This window comes from Pseudoalteromonas sp. NC201, from assembly GCF_002850255.1.
GTDB lineage: Bacteria > Pseudomonadota > Gammaproteobacteria > Enterobacterales > Alteromonadaceae > Pseudoalteromonas.
Genome location: NZ_CP022522.1, coordinates 3,167,283 through 3,189,129 on the forward strand (window position 1 = coordinate 3,167,283; position 21,847 = coordinate 3,189,129).

Annotated in this window: 14 protein-coding genes; 4 read left to right on the forward strand and 10 right to left on the reverse strand. The window is 43.9% G+C overall.

The features are described from left to right. Nucleotides 1-19 precede the first annotated feature (19 nt). Nucleotides 20-5,518: a DNA repair ATPase gene (locus PNC201_RS13785; protein ID WP_102057382.1), complete on the forward strand. Its 5,499-nt coding sequence runs from the start codon at nucleotides 20-22 to the stop codon at nucleotides 5,516-5,518. Nucleotides 5,519-5,610: 92 nt separating this feature from the next. On the opposite strand, the gene PNC201_RS13790 is transcribed toward PNC201_RS13785, so the two are convergent. From PNC201_RS13790 to PNC201_RS13815, 5 genes are all read right to left on the reverse strand, one after another. After that, nucleotides 5,611-6,525: a Dyp-type peroxidase gene (locus PNC201_RS13790; protein ID WP_102057383.1), complete on the reverse strand. Its 915-nt coding sequence runs from the start codon at nucleotides 6,523-6,525 to the stop codon at nucleotides 5,611-5,613. A 30-nt stretch (nucleotides 6,526-6,555) separates the two neighbouring features. Continuing rightward, nucleotides 6,556-7,587, reverse strand: a complete 1,032-nt coding sequence (locus PNC201_RS13795; protein WP_102057384.1) for an ABC transporter ATP-binding protein — start codon at nucleotides 7,585-7,587, stop codon at nucleotides 6,556-6,558. Continuing rightward, nucleotides 7,587-9,218 (reverse strand): ABC transporter permease, encoded by a 1,632-nt coding sequence (locus PNC201_RS13800; protein WP_102057385.1) that lies wholly within the window; start codon nucleotides 9,216-9,218, stop codon nucleotides 7,587-7,589. The genes PNC201_RS13795 and PNC201_RS13800 overlap by 1 nt, the downstream gene beginning before the upstream one ends. Further along, nucleotides 9,218-10,222 carry a Fe(3+) ABC transporter substrate-binding protein gene (locus PNC201_RS13805; RefSeq protein WP_039493791.1) on the reverse strand — a complete coding sequence of 335 codons (1,005 nt, stop codon included), beginning with the start codon at nucleotides 10,220-10,222 and terminating at the stop codon, nucleotides 9,218-9,220. The genes PNC201_RS13800 and PNC201_RS13805 overlap by 1 nt, the downstream gene beginning before the upstream one ends. A 994-nt stretch (nucleotides 10,223-11,216) precedes the next feature. Next, nucleotides 11,217-11,882: a tRNA-uridine aminocarboxypropyltransferase gene (locus tag PNC201_RS13815; RefSeq protein WP_102057387.1), complete on the reverse strand. Its 666-nt coding sequence runs from the start codon at nucleotides 11,880-11,882 to the stop codon at nucleotides 11,217-11,219. 137 nt (nucleotides 11,883-12,019) lie between these two features. Here PNC201_RS13815 and PNC201_RS13820 point away from each other — a divergent pair, with 137 nt between their 5' ends. Further along, nucleotides 12,020-12,562 carry a GNAT family N-acetyltransferase gene (locus tag PNC201_RS13820; protein WP_102057388.1) on the forward strand — a complete coding sequence of 181 codons (543 nt, stop codon included), beginning with the start codon at nucleotides 12,020-12,022 and terminating at the stop codon, nucleotides 12,560-12,562. 51 nt (nucleotides 12,563-12,613) lie between these two features. Here PNC201_RS13820 and PNC201_RS13825 read toward each other — a convergent pair whose 3' ends face one another. From PNC201_RS13825 to zntR, 3 genes are all read right to left on the reverse strand, one after another. Continuing rightward, entirely contained in the window at nucleotides 12,614-13,708 is a 1,095-nt protein-coding gene (locus PNC201_RS13825) for a 1-acyl-sn-glycerol-3-phosphate acyltransferase (RefSeq protein ID WP_010606068.1), read from the reverse strand. A gap of 167 nt (nucleotides 13,709-13,875) precedes the next feature. Beyond that, nucleotides 13,876-15,150, reverse strand: coding sequence for an SO_0444 family Cu/Zn efflux transporter (locus PNC201_RS13830; protein WP_102057389.1), 1,275 nt, complete (start codon nucleotides 15,148-15,150; stop codon nucleotides 13,876-13,878). Next, entirely contained in the window at nucleotides 15,143-15,550 is a 408-nt protein-coding gene (zntR, locus tag PNC201_RS13835) for a Zn(2+)-responsive transcriptional regulator (RefSeq protein WP_010606066.1), read from the reverse strand. The genes PNC201_RS13830 and zntR overlap by 8 nt, the downstream gene beginning before the upstream one ends. 91 nt (nucleotides 15,551-15,641) lie before the next feature. Here zntR and PNC201_RS13840 point away from each other — a divergent pair, with 91 nt between their 5' ends. After that, entirely contained in the window at nucleotides 15,642-16,589 is a 948-nt protein-coding gene (locus PNC201_RS13840; protein WP_102057390.1) for a D-2-hydroxyacid dehydrogenase, read from the forward strand. A 197-nt stretch (nucleotides 16,590-16,786) separates the two neighbouring features. Next, a complete protein-coding gene (locus PNC201_RS13845) occupies nucleotides 16,787-17,167 on the forward strand; it encodes a DUF3192 domain-containing protein (RefSeq protein ID WP_010606064.1) in 381 nt (126 codons plus the stop codon). Nucleotides 17,168-17,235: 68 nt separating this feature from the next. Here PNC201_RS13845 and PNC201_RS13850 read toward each other — a convergent pair whose 3' ends face one another. Then, nucleotides 17,236-18,138 carry a GGDEF domain-containing response regulator gene (locus PNC201_RS13850; RefSeq protein WP_102057391.1) on the reverse strand — a complete coding sequence of 301 codons (903 nt, stop codon included), beginning with the start codon at nucleotides 18,136-18,138 and terminating at the stop codon, nucleotides 17,236-17,238. Between the two features lie 9 nt (nucleotides 18,139-18,147). Continuing rightward, the gene (locus tag PNC201_RS13855) at nucleotides 18,148-21,789 is read right to left on the reverse strand and encodes a hybrid sensor histidine kinase/response regulator (protein ID WP_233525178.1); all 3,642 of its coding nucleotides are present in this window, start codon (nucleotides 21,787-21,789) and stop codon (nucleotides 18,148-18,150) included. Nucleotides 21,790-21,847 lie beyond the last annotated feature (58 nt).

Consider the following 21,847-nt stretch of genomic DNA (forward strand, 5'->3'; position numbering starts at 1 on the left):
GCACATAGGAAAGCAAAGAATGACGGAAGCAACGCAACAAGCGCCAGAGCGAACGCTCGAACAAGACTCTTATCAACTGATTAAACGCCGACTTAGTAACTTTGGCAGCGAACTGAAAAGTCAAATAGATAAACTCAACCAACAGCGTGTTGATACTTTTGGCAGCACCGAGCTTAAAGTGAAAGGTCGAGCAAGAGTTCGTACTGAGCATAACTGCGTACCGCGCGACATCGTACTGATCGGCGACAAGCTTATCTTTGCTTATAATGTCTTTATGGGGCTTAAACAAAATACCCAAGTCAGCGATGTATTCACCGTACAAAAGCTACACTTGCAAGAAGATCATTACGAAATAGAACCTTACCCGCAAGAAACCAAATTCCTCACTGATCAACGTTTCTTACGGGACTTCGACGAACTATACACGTATTACAAAGACACCCGTCTACAGCACCTATTTGTTAAATCAAACAAGCTTTTTGCACTATTTCAGATTGGCGAAAAGCTCTCTGATGTCCGCGTGTTTCGCTGGCAAATCGCCAAAGACGAAACCTTAGATTACATTGATAACCGAGGAGAGCGTGACCTAGGCGAAGTGGAAAACTTTGACTTTGAATGGCAAAAAACCGATCGCGCCGATCACGTCGAAGGCCGTCACCCACATATTAATGTAAACGACAAAGTATTTATTGAAGTATCGAGTGGCAAACTCACCGTAAAAATAGAAAACAATACCCAAAGCGGTGAAGGTATTTATCAAGAACCCGTTGATGACGCCAGTCAATCACTCGCAGATTGCGATTTACGTTTTGCCGAAGTTGGCGAAATGGTGTTGTTAAAGTTACTTCCCTACCGAGAAAAACAATGGCGTTATTTTATTTATAATTGCCGCACCCAACAGGTATTGCGCCAAGATGCGCTGGGTGGTGCCTGTGTTCAATTACCTGAGAACCAAGGAATTATTTTTCCTGGTGGCTATTATTTACAATCTGGGCAAACACGCTATTTTGACGACCAACTGGACGATTTAATTTTCCATCGCCAGATCAAATCACCCAATGGTGAAGATGTACTGTATATCTTCTACGAACCAAACGAGGGTCGTTACGCACTTTTCTCTTACAATATTATTGAGAAAAACCTGCAAAATCCTATCTATTGTCATGGCTATGGTATCTATGACGATGGCTTAGCGCTAACCTTTAAAGCAGAGCCTGAGCCTGAGCGCGTGCACCCTATTCAAATCTGGCAAAGCCCATTTTGTGGCAGCGAGTTTGCCGCACAAGCCCCTCGAGCAACCGGCTTATTTGGCCGGATAGGCAATCCGGATTTAGTACGTGCAATTTCTGATTTATACAGTGTGTTCAAAGCCATTAACGAACAAAGCCCCACGGTCTTTCATTATGAAGATTTAATTGCTCTCACCCGCAGTATTTTAGACCGCTATCATTGGCTTGCTGAAGCGGACTTTGCAGATGTCACAGCAAAACTACATGAAATTTTTGAAACCTCGGAGCAGGTACTAGACGAATTTGAAAAGGTAAGCCAAATTGAGGCCGACGCTCGGCGCGCAGAAACCGAAATAGAGCAAGCCATGCAAGATGTGCTTCGCGAGGTGAGACCAGATAGCTTTAAAACAGCAGAGCAATTCGTTCAGAGCTTAGAATCTCTCAAACGCTTAAAAGGCAAAGTGATAAGCCTTGAAGAAGTGAAGTATATCAATCTTGACGCGCTATCTGCCATGCAGCAGCAGGTTGATGAGCAAACCTTAAGCTTAAGCCATAAAACCGCGGAGTTTTTGCAGCAAGATAGTGCTTTGGCGCCCTACTACGAGCAGCTAGACTCCTTAGAGCAAACCAGAGCGCAAACAGAGAGTGTCACCGAGCTTAACGGCTTTTTGGCGACCTTGGAAACCTTAAGCGCTGAACTTGATTTGCTCAACCATACCATGCTGGATCTCGACATTGACGATAGCCGCATTCGCACTAAAATTTTGGAAGATGTCAGCGCCATTTATGGTCAAGTAAACCGCGCCAAAGCAGCGTTAGAAATCCAGAAAAAGAGCGTGGGCAGTGTTGAAGCAAAAGCCGAATTTGCGGCTCGTTTTAAGCTTTTCAGCCAAAGTATTACCAGCGGTCTAAGCGCTGCCAAAACCCCAGAGCAATGTGATGACCAACTATCTCGCTTACTCATTCAATTAGAAGAGCTCGAGTCTCAATTTAGTCAGTATGATGAATTTTTAACAGAGATCTTGGCTAAACGTGATGACGTTTATGAAAGCTTTGAGGCGCACAAACAGCAGCTCATTGACGAAAGACAGCGCCGCGCGCTGAGCCTAGCAAACGCAGCAGAGCGGATTTTACAGGGGGTGACGCGACGCTCGCAAAGTTTTAAAACCTTAGATGACATCAATAGCTATTTTGCCTCCGATCCTATGATTGGCAAGCTTCGCGATTTAACGCAAGAGCTAAAAAGCCTAAGCGATGAAGTGAAGGCGGATGATATTCAAGCCAAACTCAAGGCCTGCAAAGATCAAGCGATCCGCGCTTTGCGAGACAAGCAAGATATTTATATTGATGGTGGCAATACCGTTAAAGTCGGCAAACATGCGTTTAGTTTCAATAAACAAATCCTTGATTTGACTTTGCTGCCTCGTGGTGAACAGCTGATGTTACACCTCACTGGCACTGAGTATTTTGATACCATTCCTGACGCCAAGGTCAATCAACAACTCAATGACGCAAGCACATACTGGCAGCAAAACCTGATCTCAGAAAATCGTCACTTATATCGAGGCGAGTACCTTGCAGCTCAAGTATTAGCGGCTGCAGAGCAAGATGGCAACGACTTTAGTCTAGCGGATTTAGAACTTGCCGTTGATGAGGGAAGTTTACTGTCTATCGTACAAAAATTTGCAGAACCTCGATATCAAGAAGGCTATGAAAAAGGCATTCATGATCAAGATGCCAGCCTGATCTTAGTTAATTTACTAAAACAAAAACGACAGCTTGAGTTACTCGTCTACCCTGCCAGCTGTCGAATTGCGGCACAGCTCTTTTATACTCAACAAAGCAAGGCTGAGCTAGCTGAATTGGCGTTTCAGGCCACACAAGCAGAGCTGATGGCAACGAAGTTAGATGACCATAGTTTTAGCCAACAGCTAAGCAAAGAATTGAGTGAAAAGATCACGGCATTTTGCCAACAAAATTTATCGAGCTATTTAACCGAGCTACACCGCTTTTCAGGCGAGTTAAGCGCAACTTACTTAATAAAAGCCCTTGCCAAGCAAGTCAAGCCGAGACAATTTGATTTGGCTTCACCTGCAAAACACACCAGCGAGCAGTTTATCTCGATGGCAAAGGCCAAAGGCGTTTGGCAACAGCTTGAAGACTCATTAACGCATTTGACTAAACTTGCGGACAAATGCCGCCTGTTAAGCAGCTGGCTGCGCGCCTATGGCAGTAAGCAAAATGAAAGTACTGAGACCTTGCTTGAGGCCGCTAACTGCATTTTGCTTTCCACCCAGTTAGATATCACATACCAAGTCAAAGAAGCCGAAATAAAAACCGAAATTTCAGGTTTGATGGGCCAACATCCACGTATCGAGAACCAAGTGCTACACCTAGATTATGCAGACTTTTTTGCCCGTAGTAACGAGTATCTCACGGTTCATGTTCCGGCCTACAAACAGTACCAACAGTTAAAAGCACAAGTGCTTGAGGCACAAAAGCAGCGCTTGCAATTGGATGAGTTTAAACCCAGACCACTAAGCTCATTTGTACGTAACCAGCTGATTGACAAAGTCTACTTCCCTATTATTGGCGATAACTTAGCAAAACAAATAGGGGCTGCAGGAAACAATAAACGCACCGACTTAATGGGCATGTTGCTGCTTATCTCCCCTCCGGGCTATGGTAAAACCACGCTAATAGAGTATGTAGCCAACCGCTTAGGACTCACCTTTGTTAAGGTCAACTGTCCATCCATTGGTCACGACCAAGTCTCTTTAGATCCAGCTCAAGCCATCAACGCGACTGCCGCAAAAGAAATTGAGAAGATCAACCAAAGCTTTGAGATGGGCAATAATGTGATGCTGTACCTTGACGATATTCAGCACACCAACCCCGAGTTTTTACAAAAGTTCATCTCTTTATGTGACGGTTCAAGACGCATAGACGGGGTGTGGAATGGCCGCAGTAAAACCTATGATCTGAGAGGCAAAAAGTTTGCCGTTGTGATGGCAGGAAACCCCTACACCGAATCCGGTGAATCCTTTAAGATCCCAGATATGCTTGCCAACCGTGCGGATATTTACAACCTCGGTGACACTCTCAGTGGCTGCGAACAAGAATTTGCCATGAGCTTTATTGAAAATACGCTTACTTCCAATGCGGTGCTCGCACCACTTGCCAATCGTGGTATGGAAGACTTGTACAAGCTAGTGCGCATTGCCGACGGAGAAGACATCTCCATCAATGAATTGGAATTTAATTACTCTCAAGCGCAAGTGAATGAAATTGTCAGCGTACTGAAAAAGCTGCTCACCATTCGCAACACCGTGCTCAAAGTAAATGCCCAATATATAGCCTCAGCAGCGCAAGATGATAACTATCGAACCGAGCCGCCGTTTAAGCTACAAGGCAGTTACCGTAACATGAATAAGATGGCTGAAAAGGTGGTTGCTGCCATGAATGACAGTGAACTTGAAAATCTAATTCAAGATCACTATCGCGGTGAAGCACAAACACTTAGCAAAGGCAGCGAAGAAAACTTACTGAAACTGGCTGAATTACGCGGTACCTTAACGGCTGAAGAAGCTACGCGCTGGCATGAAATCAAGGCCGAATATGCCCGCCTGCACCGCAATAGCGACGAAGGAAGCCCTGCGCAATTGGCAGTTGAACAACTAAGCTTTGTCAATAAATCCCTTTCGCAAATCGCCGCTAAACTCGATAAAGAGCAGCTTAGCTTTGATTACAGTGCGCTGTTGCAACAATTGGCTCAAGTGCTTAACGAGCAAGAGTTTGCCACGCAGTTAACTGAGCTACGTGAGGCCTTAACGCAGCAACCTTACGCTACACCGCTAAAGCAATTGATAGCTTCACAGCAACAAGTCGCAGAAGAAATTGCGGGGCTGCAAAACGCTATCAAACGCACTGCGAACAACGAGCAGCTACTCGCTAACCTTGGCAAACTCAATGACTTGCTCAGCACCCAAGCGCAGATACAACAAGCGTTGGGTCAACAAGGTCAGCAGCAAAATACGCTATTTGAAAACCTGTCTGAGCGCTTAGAAGCGGTGGCACAACCGCATATTCAAGTCGACAATCACGTTGATGATAGCAGTGCAAAAGCGCTTGAAGCCGTCACCACTTTGCTGACAAATACCTTAGCAAACTCAAGCGCTGAACAAGTCCAGCAGCAACAGCTAAAAGACATTTTACAAAAGCTGGAGGATATTCAATCAAGACCTGTTGTTAGTAACGGATCACCTGCGAAAAACCCGTATATGTTGTAACGGCGGAAAAACGCTTGCGAAACAAGTCAAAGCCCATGGATGGGCTTTGGAGATGTAAAGCTAAAAAACCTGAACTCGGGTTAAAAAGTAACTTACTCCGGCATTTTTGCCATCACCGCCAAAAACTCTAGTGAGGGTGCAAAAAACGCAGAACCCATATCGGCACTGGAATAATCCAATATGGGATCGTATTCATCCCCTTCACCCAATCGACTTCTTAACACCTGCTCAAAAGCATCACCCTTGGCGCTGCAACTTAGCGACAAGCTTCCTTGTTCAAATACATCACCAAATGGCATGCTTTGGTTAAGCAGTAGCGCATTACCATTTACGTCTTTCAATTCGGTTAATGCCGCATGATTACAGGGTTCGCAATCTTCAATTAGGTCATTGTCTAGACGTGTACGCCCCATTAATTGCTCTTGCTCAGCGAGCGGCAACGCCTGCCAGCGCAGTAAATCAAACTTCACCCGCTGTACGTGAATATAACTACCAAGATGGTCGGCTGCATTCGGGTTGTGCACAAGTGCAACTTCCCGTTTATTGCGCCCTCTAGGTGTGTCTGCACCATAAATAAAGCCATTAAAATCACGACCGTCTAAGAAACGAAAGGCGCGCACATGTGCCACCATTTCAACTAGGCCGTTTAGCATATGCAGCACACTTTGAGCAAAGATATGATTAACATCTTCTCGATCGGAGCGGATCACATAAAGCAAGTCAAAAGGCTGAGTATGCACGGTGTGCTCAGCCTCAACAATATGTGGAAAGCTTTTTAACTCTTTAGGAATAAACTCAGGATAAATGTGCGGCCAGTATTGCGCACCAACCGCGATAAAGCTCGACAGCATAGACTCAGAGAATCTGTCTTCTAACTCCTCTTGCAAGCGTCCACAATTGGCGAGCGCCGCTCTTAGCGCCTCGTCTTGCCCTTCAAGCACATTGAAGAACAAGTGTAAGCCGTGCAAATTGGCTTCAGCACACACACCTGATTGGGCAAGCGCCATGCTCTACTCCCTGCGTTTATTCATTTGCTATTAAGAAAAGAAATTTACAGCATGTGCCTTAATTTTTAAAGAGATTGGTTGATTTAAGTCGAGTGGCTCATGCGCTGGATGCGGGACTTCGAGCTCTTGTCCCTCTAATGCAACACGATAAATGTACTCTGTTCCCATAAAGCGCTGATTGAGTACTTTAACGCTGCCAAGCTCGGCGTTTTCTAACGTAATGTGCTGTGGCCTCACATACATTTCGCCCTTCGCGTCGATATTACCGAGCTCAACGAGAGACTTTACAGCACCAAATTGGGTTTCTACCGAAGCGCCATTCATTCGCTGTGCAGGAATATAAATTCCCTGACCCAAAAACTCAGCAACCATTTTGCTCTTTGGTCGTTGGAACAACGTTCTCGGCTCGCCCACTTGTGCGATCTTCCCTTTATCCATAATTGCCAACCGATCGGCAAAAGCAAAAGCTTCTTCTTTCGAGTGACTAACAAAAATCGCGGAAACTTGCTGATCTTTGATTATACGGCGAATATCGTTAATTAACTGAAACCGCACTTGAGCATCTATATTTGAAAATGGCTCATCAAGCAGCAACAGATTTGGCTTGTACGCCAGTGCTCGCGCAATTGCGACACGTTGTTGCTGGCCACCTGATAGCTCGTGTGGAAAGCGGTCGCTATAGTCTTGCAGCTGCACCAAATGGAGCATTTCAGCTACTCGGTCTTGACGTTCACGCTTGCTTTTTGAGGTTAAACCAAACGCCACATTTTGCGCCACAGTGAGGTGTGGGAACAGCGCATAGTCTTGAAACATCATGCCAATATTGCGTTTTTGTGGAGGTACAAAAGTGCCATGACCATTCATGGCTTTGCCTAAAATACTCACCGAGCCTTGAAATGGTTCAATCAAGCCCGCTATCGCCTTCAGCGTGGTCGTTTTACCGCAGCCACTGGCACCAAGCAAACAAACAATCTCGTTTTGTTCTACGGTCAGATTTAGGCTATCCACAACGGCTTCACCGTCATAGCGATAAGAGAGATTTTCAAGCACTAAACTATGCATTAACTTCGCTGCTCCATAGAACGGTTTACAACATAAAGCGGAATTAAACCAACCAACACAATAAATAACGCAGAGACAGAAGCCAACTCCAGCTGCTCATCACTCACATATTGGAAAACATGTGTTGCTAGTGTTTCATAATTAAAGGGTCGTAATAACAATGCCGCTGGAAGTTCTTTCATACACTCAATAAAAACCAGCAGTGCTGCGGTTAAAATACCGCGACGCAGCAATGGCAAATGTATTGATAACATGGTTTTGAAACGATTGCGACCCAACGAAAAACTTGCCATATCTAGACTTGGACTGATCCGCTGATAACTTGATTCGACCGCGCCTTGTGAAATCGCATAAAATCGTACAACGTAAGCGAAAACCAGCGCAAAAATCGTCCCGCTGAACAGCAAGCCAGGCTCAAATGAAGTACCTTCAAGCCAAGCATTTAGCTTGTCGTCTAATAAAGTGAGTGGAATAAGTACCGCAATTGCCAGCACCGTGCCCGGTAGCGCATATCCGGTACTTGCAAGCTTGCCCGGTAGCGTGACCCGTTTACCACTACTAACTCGCTGGTTAAACACCACCAGCATGCTCATGATAATTAACACCACACTCACCCAAAACGCTATTTTTAAACTTTGCCACGCATACAAGAAAAAATCGTCATTCCAAGCTTGTTCAAAATAGTCGACGGCGTAATCTGCAAGCACCCATGTAGGCACGATAAAAGCCGCAATAAGAATAAGCCAACAAAAAGCGCTAGCGAGCCAAGCCTGCGCGCCTTTAAGATGATAAAGCGTGGTACTGTTAACACTCGATTGGCGCTCATGCACTACCTGAGTTGGGCGACTCACTCGCTCCAGTGTTAGGGCTAAAAATAAAAATAGTAGCATAATGCCTGAAATTTTAGCCGCTGCGGTAAGTGAATAATAGCCCAACCAAGTATCGTAAACGGCGGTGGTTAGTGTGCTCACAGCAAAGTAATGTACGGTTGCAAAATCTGCCATGCTTTCCATGGCGATCAGTGCCAGCCCCGCCACAATCGCCCCTCGCGACAGAGGTAAACTTACTTTAAAGAAGCTCTGTGAAGGCGACTTGCCCATCAATTGGCTGGCTTGCACCAGCTTAAACGACTGCTCTCTTAGCGCCGTTCTAAAAATCAAAAACAAATAAGGATAAAGCACCAGTGCAATCATCACGATAGCACCTGACAAAGTGCGAATATCAAAAAACCAATAATCGTCTGGAGATTGCCAACCAAACCACTCTCGCAGCGCGATTTGAACAGGCCCTGCATAATCTAGCAAATCGGTATACACGTAAGCAATCAAATAGGTTGGCATCGCAAGGGGTAGCATCAACGACCATTCGAAAAAGCGCCGTCCAGGAAATTCACAATATGCAGTTAGCCAGCCAAGTGGTAGCGCGATTAAAGCGCAAAGGATGCATACACCCACAATCAGCAAAATCGTATTGCGGACATAATCCCACAGAACGGTATCCCAAAGGTGAGCAAAGACTTCGGAGTCAGGTTGTAGCGACTCAAAGATTAAAAACATCAGCGGGACTGATAGACTAAGCCCTATCAGCCACGCAAAACTCTGCCATTTAGACAGTGAAAATGATAATTGCATTAAAGGTCAAATTTTACCTCATCGATTAGCTTAAGCGCTAACGGACGGTATTTACTGATCTCTGACAATGGTAGGCTGTCTTCCTTAAACTCACCCCAAGATGCCACAAGTTTCGATAACTCGACGCCAGGTTTAACCGGGTATTCCATATTCATCGACGCATACATATTTTGCGCCTTATTGTCGGTCATAAACTCAATGAGTTTCAAGGCATTTTCTGTATTTTTAGCGTGCTTGGTCAAGACAACACCAGAAACGTTGATATGTGAACCACGATCTTGTTGATTTGGGAAGTTGATATATACCGCTTCGGCCCAGGCTTTTTGTTTCTCATCTTCCATCATCTTACCGAAGTAATAGCTGTTTCCGATGGCCAAATCACACAGTCCTTCTTTTACTGCTTTGACTTGTGCACGGTCGTTACCTTGAGGCTTACGAGCTAAATTTTTCTTCACGCCTTCAAGCCATTCTTTGGTTTTTGCTTCGCCATGATGGGCAATCATAGACGCCACTAAACCAAGGTTATAGGGGTGTTTACCTGAGCGCGTACATATTTTACCGCGGTATTGTTCATCCGCTAGCGCTTCATAAGTAAGCGCATCTAACTTGCCTACACGGTCTTTTGCAGAATATACATTGCGCACACGCTTAGTAAGCGCAACCCACTGACCTTCAGGATCTCTGAAGTTCGCTGGGATATTCTTAGTGACGGTTTCGCTGTTAATTGCTTGTGTTAGGTTTTCGTCTTCAAGTTGAATTAGCGCACTGAAGTTTGAAGTGAGTACAAGATCGGCACGGCTATGCTTGCCTTCACGCTTAACACGCTCGATTAAGCCTTTTTTTGCAAAAACCACATTGGTCTTGATACCGGTTTGCTTGGTGAAGTCATCCAAAATAGGTTGGATCAGAAAAGGTTGTCTAAACGAGTAGATATTAACTTCCTCTGCAGCCATTGCTGGTAGGCAAGTAAGCGTTGCCAGTATAGTAACAAGTGCTTTTTTCATAAAGACTCCATTAGGTAAACAATAATTATTATCAACTAATTCTACCTGTAATTGTGCCGTTTTACACCCTGAATATTTGAAACTACGCTCAAGATAAAATTAGCGTTGTAGAAAACGGGAGAATCACCTGTGAGATATATCTCACTTAGCTACCAGAAATTGAGTAAAGACGCGTTGAAATAACACTCAGAATTAAGGTAACTAATTAAAAAATAAAAAGTTATTTATTATTACCAGAAAAAGACGCAAAAAAGATTGAATTTCACTGCTCCCGATTTTTTTTAGTCTGCTTATACTTAAAAACATCTCAGGAAGAGAGATAAAGGATACACAGGATACGCTCAGGGCAGGATTTGCTAATGGATAAGCACCCACTTAAAGGAATATAGGGAAAAGCGAGCGAGATTGTATGTCACATGGTGTGATTACATTAAAGGACAGGGATTAAAGGTTCATGATGAACCTAAGGATTGCTTCAGGGGAGAGGCTAAACGTTGAGGGATAACGTTACTGCATTGGATATGCAGGTGGTTAAGGATGAGGAAGGAAGGTACATTGGATGTACTGGTAAAATGTGGCTTAGGAGATGCCAATTGTTGCAATTAACAGCGCAACACCTAGCTTGAAGCAACACGTTCAGGCTACCAAGTGCCAAGGTAAAACAAGGTGATGATTGGCACTGCTATTTTGGAAAGTAGCAAACAAGGACAATTAGAACAAGGGCTTGTTCTTAGCAAGTGGATGGCAATGGATAAGACAGCGGACGTGTAAAAGGAAGATGGACACAGGGCAAGATGCCTTTATTCGCAAAACGAGAACACCAAGCGATGCCATGGAAGAGGAAAGATTCAGGACGTTGAACTACTCAACTTTGCAGGATGCATTTAGAAGATTCCGTAAGCGCGACTCAGCAATGAGTCGCGCGCTTCTTGTTTTATTTTTATTCCTATCTGTCGCGTGATATTGCGCTTGTGTTGTCGAAATAAATTTCGACCTACAGTTTGCTGCGCTTACCTTTTAAGTAGGCATCTCTAAAATCGATAAAATGCGCGGTTAATTTATCTGCCGCATCCTGCTCGCCGCATTCGGCAAACAATACACACGCAACTTCCGCCGTACCAAGCTGATGTTCATGCGGCGCGACTCGAAGCTTGTAATCCGAGAGCTTTTCAGGGGCGATGGATAACACGGGTAAATTATCGAGGTAAGGGCTCTTTCTGAACATTTTCTTAGCTTCACGCCATGTGCCATCCAAAAAGATGAATAGTGGTGTTTTACTTTCAGTGCGAGTCACCTTAGTAATTACTCGTTCAGGCTCCACGCCCTGCTCTGGGAAAACGACTATTGGTGCATATTGCTCGTCCGAAAGAAGCGCTAAAAACGCAGCGTCAGGCTCAGTTCTGTCCCAACGAAAGGCATGATTATCAGGGATCACATCGGCAATTAAGCGTCCAGTGTTAGAGGGCTTAAAGCTTTCATTATGATACATAAGCAAACACACTGCACAGTCAGCTTTGGCCATTTCGACTTTGTCGCAAATACATAGAGTCGTGGCTAATAAGCAGCATTCACAACGCGCAAGCTTTGATCCCCTTGCCTTATATTCCCGTTGAGCCGCAGCGATTTGACGCTGTCTAAGCGCTAGTACTGAATTATTCACTCTGTTCCCCCTCTAAAAATGCCGACGTATTTTAGTAAAGCGCTCGGCTGGCGTCTACGCAAACTTATGCAACATCTTTACTCATGACGTAAGCTTTTGTACTCTAAAGTTTTATTGGGTTTCATTAGGAGTAAAAAATGCAAGTAAAGGACTCTGCAAGACTGAGTTACCGCCTACTCACCCCACAAGATGCACAGCTGCTCGCCGATCTTGATAGCGACCCTGAAGTAATGAAATACATCACAGGCGGTCAGACTAACTCACTTGAAGAAGTAAAAGCCGTATATATTCCACGTTTAACCGAGTATACGGACGAGATCAAAGGTTGGGGGCTTTGGGGCTGTTTCGAGCTGCCAAACAAGGCATTTATCGGTTGGATTTTGGTTCGCCCTGCTAACTTCTTTTCAGAACAAAGAAACGATCAGGATTTAGAACTCGGTTGGCGTTTTAAACAAGCTTCTTGGGGCAAAGGGTTTGCAACAGAGGCCGCACAACATATTCTTCCAGACCTAATAGCAGCAAATCCTACTTTGACGCACTTGAGTGCTATCGCTGAAGAAGAGAACCATGGCTCCATCAATATTATGAAAAAACTTGGGATGAGTTATGTGAAAAAAGGGCTTCACAAAGATATTTTAGGAGATATGGAAGTCGTTTATTATCATAAAGTTCTTAATTAACCGAACAAAAGCGCAACCACTTAACACCACGGTTGCGCATGCTCACTACTATTAAATGCCTTTGCGACGCAGTGGTTCGGCATACATGCTCAACACCAATTGCTTCAGCTCTTCCGGTACAGACTCTAGTTTAGAGATAAAGTCCTCTTTATCTTCTGGACTAACTTGCGCATCATCGCCTGCTGCTAGGTGATTGGTTGAATGCAGATAGTATAAATCTAAAATCTGTTTATCAATGACATTCGCCAGCTCATCTGGGTTTTCAACATCCGCAGTGATAGGGTCGCCAAATGCGATATGCACATGGCCTTTATCTGAACTAAAGCCCTCAACAATGCTAGCAATGTCTTCGCCTTGTGCTTTCACATATTGGCCAAACTGCTTTTTATGGTATAGCTCTTTAGCCTTAGCAACCGCGCATGGCTCATATTGATAGGAGATGGCAACGGGCACTATCCTGAGCTGCTTTACATATTCTGAAAAATCTAGCTTCTGTTTGCGGCCATTGAGCTGTAGCATTTTTAACAGTGCCGGATCGGTTTGATCCACTCCATCCTTCGCACGCCCCTCTTTTTGCGCAATCCAAATGGAGTTACCTTCACTTAATGAGTCAGAAATATAGGCTGAAAGCTGGGTTAATGCTTTTAGCATTTCTTTCGGCGCCTTTGCCGAGCGTTTTACAATAAAACTCTTATTAAGGCGCATAAGCTCAGTGATATAAGGTACTTGCAGTAAGTTATCACCAATAGCGATACGCACCGTGCGCATATCTTGCTGATGCAAGCCCCAGTTAACAAGTGCAGGGTCTAATACGATGTCACGGTGATTTGAAATAAATAAATACGAGGTATTCGAGTCTAATGTTTCAAGGCCAGAATAAGTCACTTTAGACGTCGTTTTATTGATTAAAATTTGCAGATAGTACGCCACTTCATCTTGTACTTGTTCAATCGTACAAAAATCTCCCCACTTCTTTTTTAGTTTCATTCTTACGAGTGGGCGTGCAATAGCAGGCCAAGCATTTAACCAAGCTGGCAGGTTATATTTGGCGATCACATCAATGAATTGATCATCACCTAGTAGACGTGCCAGTGCTGGCACTACTTCATCATCATTATACGGTCTAATGTCAGCGTATTTATCCACTCTACTTCTCAAATTGTCGGATTAACGAATACTGGAACGCATTCTATCGTGTCAAATAAACAGACGCTAAGCATTTCATGTCTGACCACCAAGGCGATATACCAAGTTGGAACATTAAATGCTTAAGCGTCATGCAATTGTAATACGGTAAAAAGTACCACAATAGTTTATCTTCTAACAACTTTACCTAATTTGAGTATAGCTAATCTTAGTAAGAGTGCTGCTAATAATGCGCCCATCGATACTGTTAACCAATGTGGTAGCACTTCGTGTTCTTCACCTATCATCGGCGTTACCACAAAACCGTAAGTATTGACCAAGTAATCAGTTAAATAGCCAAAGATAAGCGCAACCCCGATAACACCGCCCAAGTAGGCAAACACGGCACGACGCCCTAATTCTTTACCAACCACCCCAATTGTGGCGATGTTAGTTGCAGGGCCTGCGAGCATAAATACCAATACAGCACCGGGTGAAACACCAGCCATTAATAAACCCGCAGCGATTGGAGTTGAAGCGGTGGCACAAATATACATTGGGATACTGATAAGGATAACCACTAGCATGGCGATAATACCGTCGCCCCACTGCGATAAGAAAGACTCAGGCACAAAGGTTTGCACTAGCGCTGCAAAGAATAAACCGATAAGTAGCCAAACTGCGGTGTCGGACAGTAATTGATTACAGCTGAACTTAACAGCTTCTACAATTTTACCAAAAACCCCTTGGTTTTCAGGTACAGGGGCAGGCTCACAACAACTTGTCGTGGCTGATGCAGAATCGCAACAACTGGTTACGGTAGGCTCCGTAGTATCACAACAAGACATATTCGCCCCTGCCATTGCTAATTGCGGGCCTACAGGCTCACAGCAGCTTGAGCTTACTTTTACGGTTTCCACTTTAGTACTGGCGCAACAGCTATCATGGCTGTGATGTTTTTCAGCAGGCTTTGACTCTGAGTGATGATTAGCGTCACAACAACCGCGAGTCGCGCTTGCTTCCTCTGAGGTATTAAGGTGCTTTAGCGCCACAGGCTTATCATCTTTCTCACTGCCAACGAGCAACCCTGCCGCAATTGCGCTAACCACAGCTGCAATTGGCCTAATTACCGCCATAAAAGGACCAAGTAGCACATAAGAAACCGAGATAGAATCCACTCCAGTTTCAGGCGTTGAGACTAAAAATGCGGTTGTCGCACTTTTTGAACCCCCAGCCCTTCTCAGTCCCACCGCAGCAGGAATAACGCCGCAAGAGCAAAGCGGCATAGGCGCCCCAATCAGTGCTGCCTTTATCGTCGTCCAAAACCCTTCTTTCCCTAAATGCTTTTGCAACAAATCTTTTGGAATAAATACATTAAGTAACCCGGCCAATATTAGGCCAAGCAGTAACCACGGGGCAGATACTAAAAATAGCTGCCAAAAATTTACTATCAGTTCATTCATCGATAGCCTCCAAGGCCGTTAAAATCGAGCAGCTCACTGCCGCTTCCTTACCGCCGCAGCACTGCTCTGCTAGCGTCGATAACGATTGTTCAAATTTTTGTAACTCAGCGATCCGCGCTCTCACTAAATCCCGTTTAGTGATAGTCAGTGTTTTCACTTCTTCACAACTGTGCTGATGTTTTTCAAACTTTATCTTCAGCAAGTCTTGCACTTCTTTGAGGCTGAAACCCACTTCCTTCGCGCGAAGAATAAATCGCATTTGCTTTTCACTTTGCTCATCAAACAACCGATACCCGCCCTCGCTCCTTGTGCAAGGGTGTAGGAGATCGTTTGCTTCATAATACCTTAACGTGTCAGTTGATACGTTAAGCCGCTTTGCCAGCTCACCAATCTTTACCACTTTACACTCCCAAGTCCTGAAGATTATCCTAGTCGACATCACAAGTATAAACCTTAGAGTTAACTCCAAAGTCAAGAAAAGGATAAAAATAATGCAAATCGTGGTATTAGACGCTAAAACCCTTGCAGGAACTGATCTTTCCCCCATTGCCAAACTAGGCACATTAACGTCTTACGACACCACATCCAGTGAGGACATCATCACACGCTGTAAAGATGCAGCAGTCATCATCACCAATAAAGTACAGTTAACTGAACAAACAATCGCGGCGTTACCACAATTACAATTGATTTGTGTTGCAGCCACAGGCGTCAACAACATCGACTTAACAGCCGCAAAAGCTCATCAAATTGCGGTAGCCAATGTGGCTGGTTATTCGACCCCTTCTGTCGTGCAGCACACCTTTACTATGCTTGGTAACTTAATGACAAATATTCATCGTTACCAGCAAGACTGCCGTGCAGGGCTTTGGCAGCAAAGTGACATGTTTTGTCGCTTGGACTACAGCATCAACGAAATTGCGGGCAAAAACTTTGTGATCGTAGGCCATGGAACGTTAGGAGAAGCCGTTGCAAAAGTCGCACAAGCATTTGGAGCTCAGGTAATTGTTGCCGAACGTAGGGGCGTAACTGAGGTTAGAGCAGGACGAATGGCTTTTGAAGAAGCACTGCAGATTGCGGATATTGTATCGATTCACTGCCCGCTTACCGCTGAAACAGAAAACCTGATTTCGAGAGCTGAATTCGCTCTACTTCCAAATCATGCTTATCTTATCAACACCGCAAGAGGCGGAATAGTCAATGAGCAAGCGCTGGTGGATGCGCTAACTAACAAGCAAATAGCTGGTGCTGCTGTGGATGTCCTCACACAAGAGCCGGCACAAGCAAGCAACCCACTCGTTCAATACCAAGGGGAAAACTTGCTTTTAACACCGCATACGGCATGGGCAAGTAAAGAAGCCATCGAACGTTTAGTCGGCGAAATTGCCATTAATATTGAAAGTTTTGTGGCAGGCACAACGAGAAACCGAGTGGTCTAGATTATTGTTTTAGTGAGTGATATCGCTAAAAGTTAGTGAAAACCATCAACCACAAACTGATTAAAAAATAACAATAAACTGATATTTATAAACTTTATTAGTTGGCAAAGAGTTTGCACTCTTGTGATAATTAAAGCAAAAAATAAATGGCTGTTTGCATTACTTGCTCAGCAACAAAATTAAAAAGGAAAACAACAATGAAAAAATTAATGTTAGTGGCTGCGCTTAGCTCTACTCTATTATCAGGCTGTATCGTTGCTGTATCCGACGGTGAAGTAGAACACGGTTGGGCTTCTGAATACAACTCGTCTAACTGGGAACATAAACAGCGTAAAAATCGTGAAAAGATTGCTAACCTTGAAATGGGTGCATCTTACTCATCAGTAAAAGATATGTTTGCAACTCCTGACTTTAGCGAGTTGGTGTCAAAAGACGGCGACAACTATCAAGTGCTGTACTATGCAACCAACAGCAAACACTCAGACGGCAAAGTAACAAAAGATGAGTGCACGCCATTGGTATTCAAAAACAACCAACTGGTTGGCTTTGGCGACAACGCACTAAAGCAAATTCAGTAAGACTTTATCGCACCAAGGATGGTGAATAATGCGGATATGCTTTAGCCCCCGCATATGGCTTTAGATATTTATAACACTTTAATAAAAACCGTACTTTGCTGTTTTTGTGCAACGGCAAGTGCGCTATCGGCCATTTTGATCAGCTCACCGAGCTCATTACTACAGTGATTTTCAATATGAACTGCACCAATACTAACACTCACATGCGCACATATGGGTGAGGCAATATGGGGGATTTTTAACGCGTTAACCGAGTCGTGCAACGCTTCTGCTATTTCATTAATTATGTCGATATTATGCTGAGTTAGCACCAACGCAAAACGGGTACCGTCAAAACGGCCAATAAATAAAGAACGTCGGGTTGCGGCTTCTTCTAGCGCTTTGGCGACCTTAAATAAGCAGTCATCACCATGCATATAGCCATAATGCTCATTAAACGTTTTAAAATAGTCCACCTCAACCAGCATTACGGTAAACGCACTGCCATCAGCTTTTGCGCTCTCTAAAGCTGATTTCATCGCTTCATCTAGATACCTGCGATTGGGCAACTCTGTTAAACCATCGATAGAGGCTAGCTTTTCTAGCAGATCATTTTTCTTTTTTATTGCTAAATGGTTTTTGATTCTGGCTTTTACAATCAAAGGGTTAAAGGGTTTAGTAATATAATCCACTGCCCCTAACTCCAAACCTCGTGCTTCATCTTTAAAGCTCACACTACCGGAGATCACGACAACGGGAATACCGTAAGTGCTCGCATCCTTTTTCAGGCACTCTAAAACAGCAAAGCCAGCGCCGTCAGCCATTAACACATCTAAAATAATAAGATCTGGTTTGCTTACTTTTAGTTCATCAATACATAACTTAGCGTCAGTGCTATGGGATAACCGATGACCGTCACCTAATGTATTACTTAGGACCATCTTATTTATTGGGTCATCATCAATAATAAAAATGTGCTCAGCTTGCTGCATCTTATGACGCTACCTTTTTAGCTCGATAAAGCACACCACCTGTGAAAGTGCATTTGTTAACACATCCAAGTCAGTGCGATTTGTTATTGTTGTGATCGTTTTGCTTTGCGTTTCAAGGTCTTTTGCAACTTTCGCCAGTCGCTTAAAACCCAGACCAGCAGCTGCGCCCTTAATTCCGTGTGCTAACTCGAATAATGCTGAACCTTGCTCTATTTCAGCAACCTGTTCTAGGTAATCATGGCAAAGTTTAGCAAATTTATCTAACATTGTTTGCAAAAACGTTTCATTTTGCATCATTTGTGATAAAGCAAACTCATAATCGAAAAAGATTTCTTCTGTTTTATCTGACTGGAAAATATTACTTGCCAATGCCTTGCACGCCTGTGTGCTATTGATCGGCTTTACCAAATAATCATTCATGCCAACGGCTGTGGCTTTCGCCCGCTCTTCTTTACTTGCATTGGCGGTCAAGGCGATAACGGGCAGCTCAGTTTCAGACCATACGGCTCTGATCTGCTTGGTCGCTTGATAGCCATCAATGTTTGGCATATGGATATCCATCAGGATGATATCTGGTTGCAGTGAGCGGCAAACTTCCTCAATATGTTCCGCGCTTTGTAGCCCTACGGTAGAAATACCATTCTGCTTCAACATATTCTCAGTAATATCCAAATTTAAGTTGTTATCGTCGACCACCAAGCAAAGCGCACCAGCAACTTGCATACACACGTTGTCGACGGTTTGCGTCATATGGGCAAACTCAGCAAGCCAAGTATAAGCTGATTGGTAAAACACACTTTGATTAAGCGCAATATGGTTACTTTGCTCAGGGAATACCCCTTCACAATGTAGTAGTAATGCGGTATTTTCTGGTAGCGCATAAGCGGGGTCAAGCGAGGTTTCCGGCGGAATAACAACAATAGACTTGTCGAGCTGAGCATGCATCGCGTGCAATCGCTCAACAGATAAAGATTCCGCAAGACCAGCAAAATAGCTTGGTAAGCTATGTGCTTCGGTGGTGAGACAGTAAACTTCTTTGTGACTATCCACAACTGGACAAGCGCCTTTATCTAGCACCAATTCAAAGAAAAAGCAGCTTCCTTCGTTCGGGGTTGAGTTAACCGCAATATCGCCACCTAAGAGTGCAACTTCTTGCTTCACAATCGCAAGCCCCAAACCAATGCCTTCGTGACGACGTGTGAAGCTTTCATCACCTTGGGTAAATGCATCAAAAAGGTGTTCAATCTCTTGCGATTTGATCCCAACTCCAGTATCCCAAACAGCAAACTTTATGGTTTGTTTTGCAGCTCTATCATTAACTAACGCCACCTTCAAACCAACCTTCCCTTGATTGGTATACTTTACCGCATTGCCAAGCAGGTTTACCAAGATTTGCTTTACCTTATCTTCATCACTGTACAGGTAAGGCCAAACTTGAGGGGCGACTTGTAACTCAAATTCCAAACCTTTTTGTATACATAAAGGCTTAATTAGTGATTCTATCGTGGTAAATACATGACAGGTTTGAAATGTCTCATATTGAATTGTACCTTGGTGGCTTTCAACTTTGGCAAACTCTAAAATACTGTTGAGCATGGTAAGCAGCTCATTTGCAGCCCCAGAAAGCTGCTGCAGTTTTTTATTTTGAACTCGAGTCAGCGTCTCACTTTTGATCATATCCGCCAGACCTAATATGGCATTTATCGGCGTTCTAATTTCATGGCTGATATTCGCGATAAAGCGACTTTTGGCAAGCGTTGCGCGCTCAGCATCTTGCTTCGCTAACAACAAACCGGTTATATTTTGAATATGGATAACGTAATACTTAGGGCGCTTATTTTTATCCCAAACTAACGAAATACTCAATTGTAACCAGCGGTGCTTACCCGACTGTGAAATCATGTGTTCAACGACTTTCTTTTGCTCTTTTAATAGCCCAGCTAAGACAGGCTTCAGTTCTTGCCAGTTTTGTTCATCAAACAAGCGCTCTAGCTGCTTTTTTCCCGTATTCTTATCAAGTGATAAGTAACGCTTGGCAGCCTTGTTCATCTCCAAAATTTTACCGCTGATCGCAGCCAAAATGACGCCATTAGGTGCAAACTCAGTCGCTGCCCTAAAGTTTTCTTCAGAGTCTCTTAGGGCATTATATGCCTCTTGTGCGGCGGTAATATCTCTCGCAACCCCCAAACAACCAATGAGCTTTCCAGTTTCTGATTTTAATGGCGTGATAGTCAAAAAGTAGGTATTTGCTCCAAGGACAAAGTTCGTTGCCACTTGTTCTTGCGAGCGCTCCATCGCCACTTCTTGTTCAAGTAATATGGTTAATCCAGATGTCACTTCAGGTTGTGTTTTCGCAACCAAATCCGACTTATCAACCCCCATAAACTCTTCAAACGCGCGATTACAGCCTATGAATGAACCGTCGATATTTTTGAAATAGATAATATCGGGCACTGAGTCAAGCACTGCATTAAGTAAAGCCGCTTGACGCTCTTTTGCCTCAAAGCTTTGCTTTAATGCCTGTTGTTTGCGTTTAATTTCGTCATCTAGTTCTTGATTATGTTGCTTAAGAGTATGCATTAAGCGCGATTTTTGCTCCACCACCTGCTTGATTTGTATAAACCAAGGTTGCCATTCTGAGGGGATGGGATAATTTAAAGTGGCTTGTGGTGTATGCTCTTGCAAAGATAAATAATTCACAAAATGCTTTAAAGGTCGGACAAATATTTGTCCGCTTAACCACACAATGGTCACAAAGGTAAAAAGAATAAAAAACAGTAATAATGCAAGTTCGAGCAAGATCTCCTGCTGTAGCGGAGCGGCAAATTGCTCATAGCTTTCATGATAGTTTAAGCTAATAGGCTCTTTGGCGGGCTTTGCAATAAAGTGCAGTCCGTACTGCCAAGGTGCTGATGAATTCACAACACCATCGTGGTCGTGGTCATAACGCTTCCCCGCGATAATCTCATCGCTTTGGTTTTTAAATTCCATCGTACCGTCTAAGGAGCCGATGTTTAACAACCACCTATCAATAATATCGCTATCGTAGATCATCAATACATGGGCGTTATCCACCGTTGATAATTTCTTACCGAGCGCAAACATTTGTCTATCGAAAAACTTCACGGGTGGACCAACGACTATATTGCCCAAGCTAAAGTCGGGTTCGAACTTACCTTGAACTAACCGGGTGATGAAATGGCTGCTTGACGCATCTCGACGCTTAACATACGCAAAACCATCATCTTCTATGTATGCGACCGCATACAATCCACCTTGCAACGCGAGTGCGGCATCAAAAGCGGTATTAAGCGATAATACGGTTTGCCATCGTTTAGTGGCAAAAAGCGCTTCACTGACTTGCCCACGACCAACAATCTCTCCACCATTGTTTGGTAACGCATGATAATAATGTTCAGGGTGTTGCTCTATATCTTCTAACCACTCTGGCGGCTTTTGAAAAGAAATTGGCTGCGCTAGGTTAACGGCGATACTATCAAGAACGACATGTGCAGCATAAAACTCTTGTTTCAGCTGCTGAGAAACATATTCATACTGGCCAAAACGTACTTTGTACTGGCGTTCGAGTTTAATTTGATAGAGATGGTAAGCTAAGACGAGGACAAGTAGGATGGGTATTATTACCGCCACTAAAATTCCCTTTCGGTAACTTTTTAGTGGTAAAAATTCTTTTGTCGCATCCATTTAC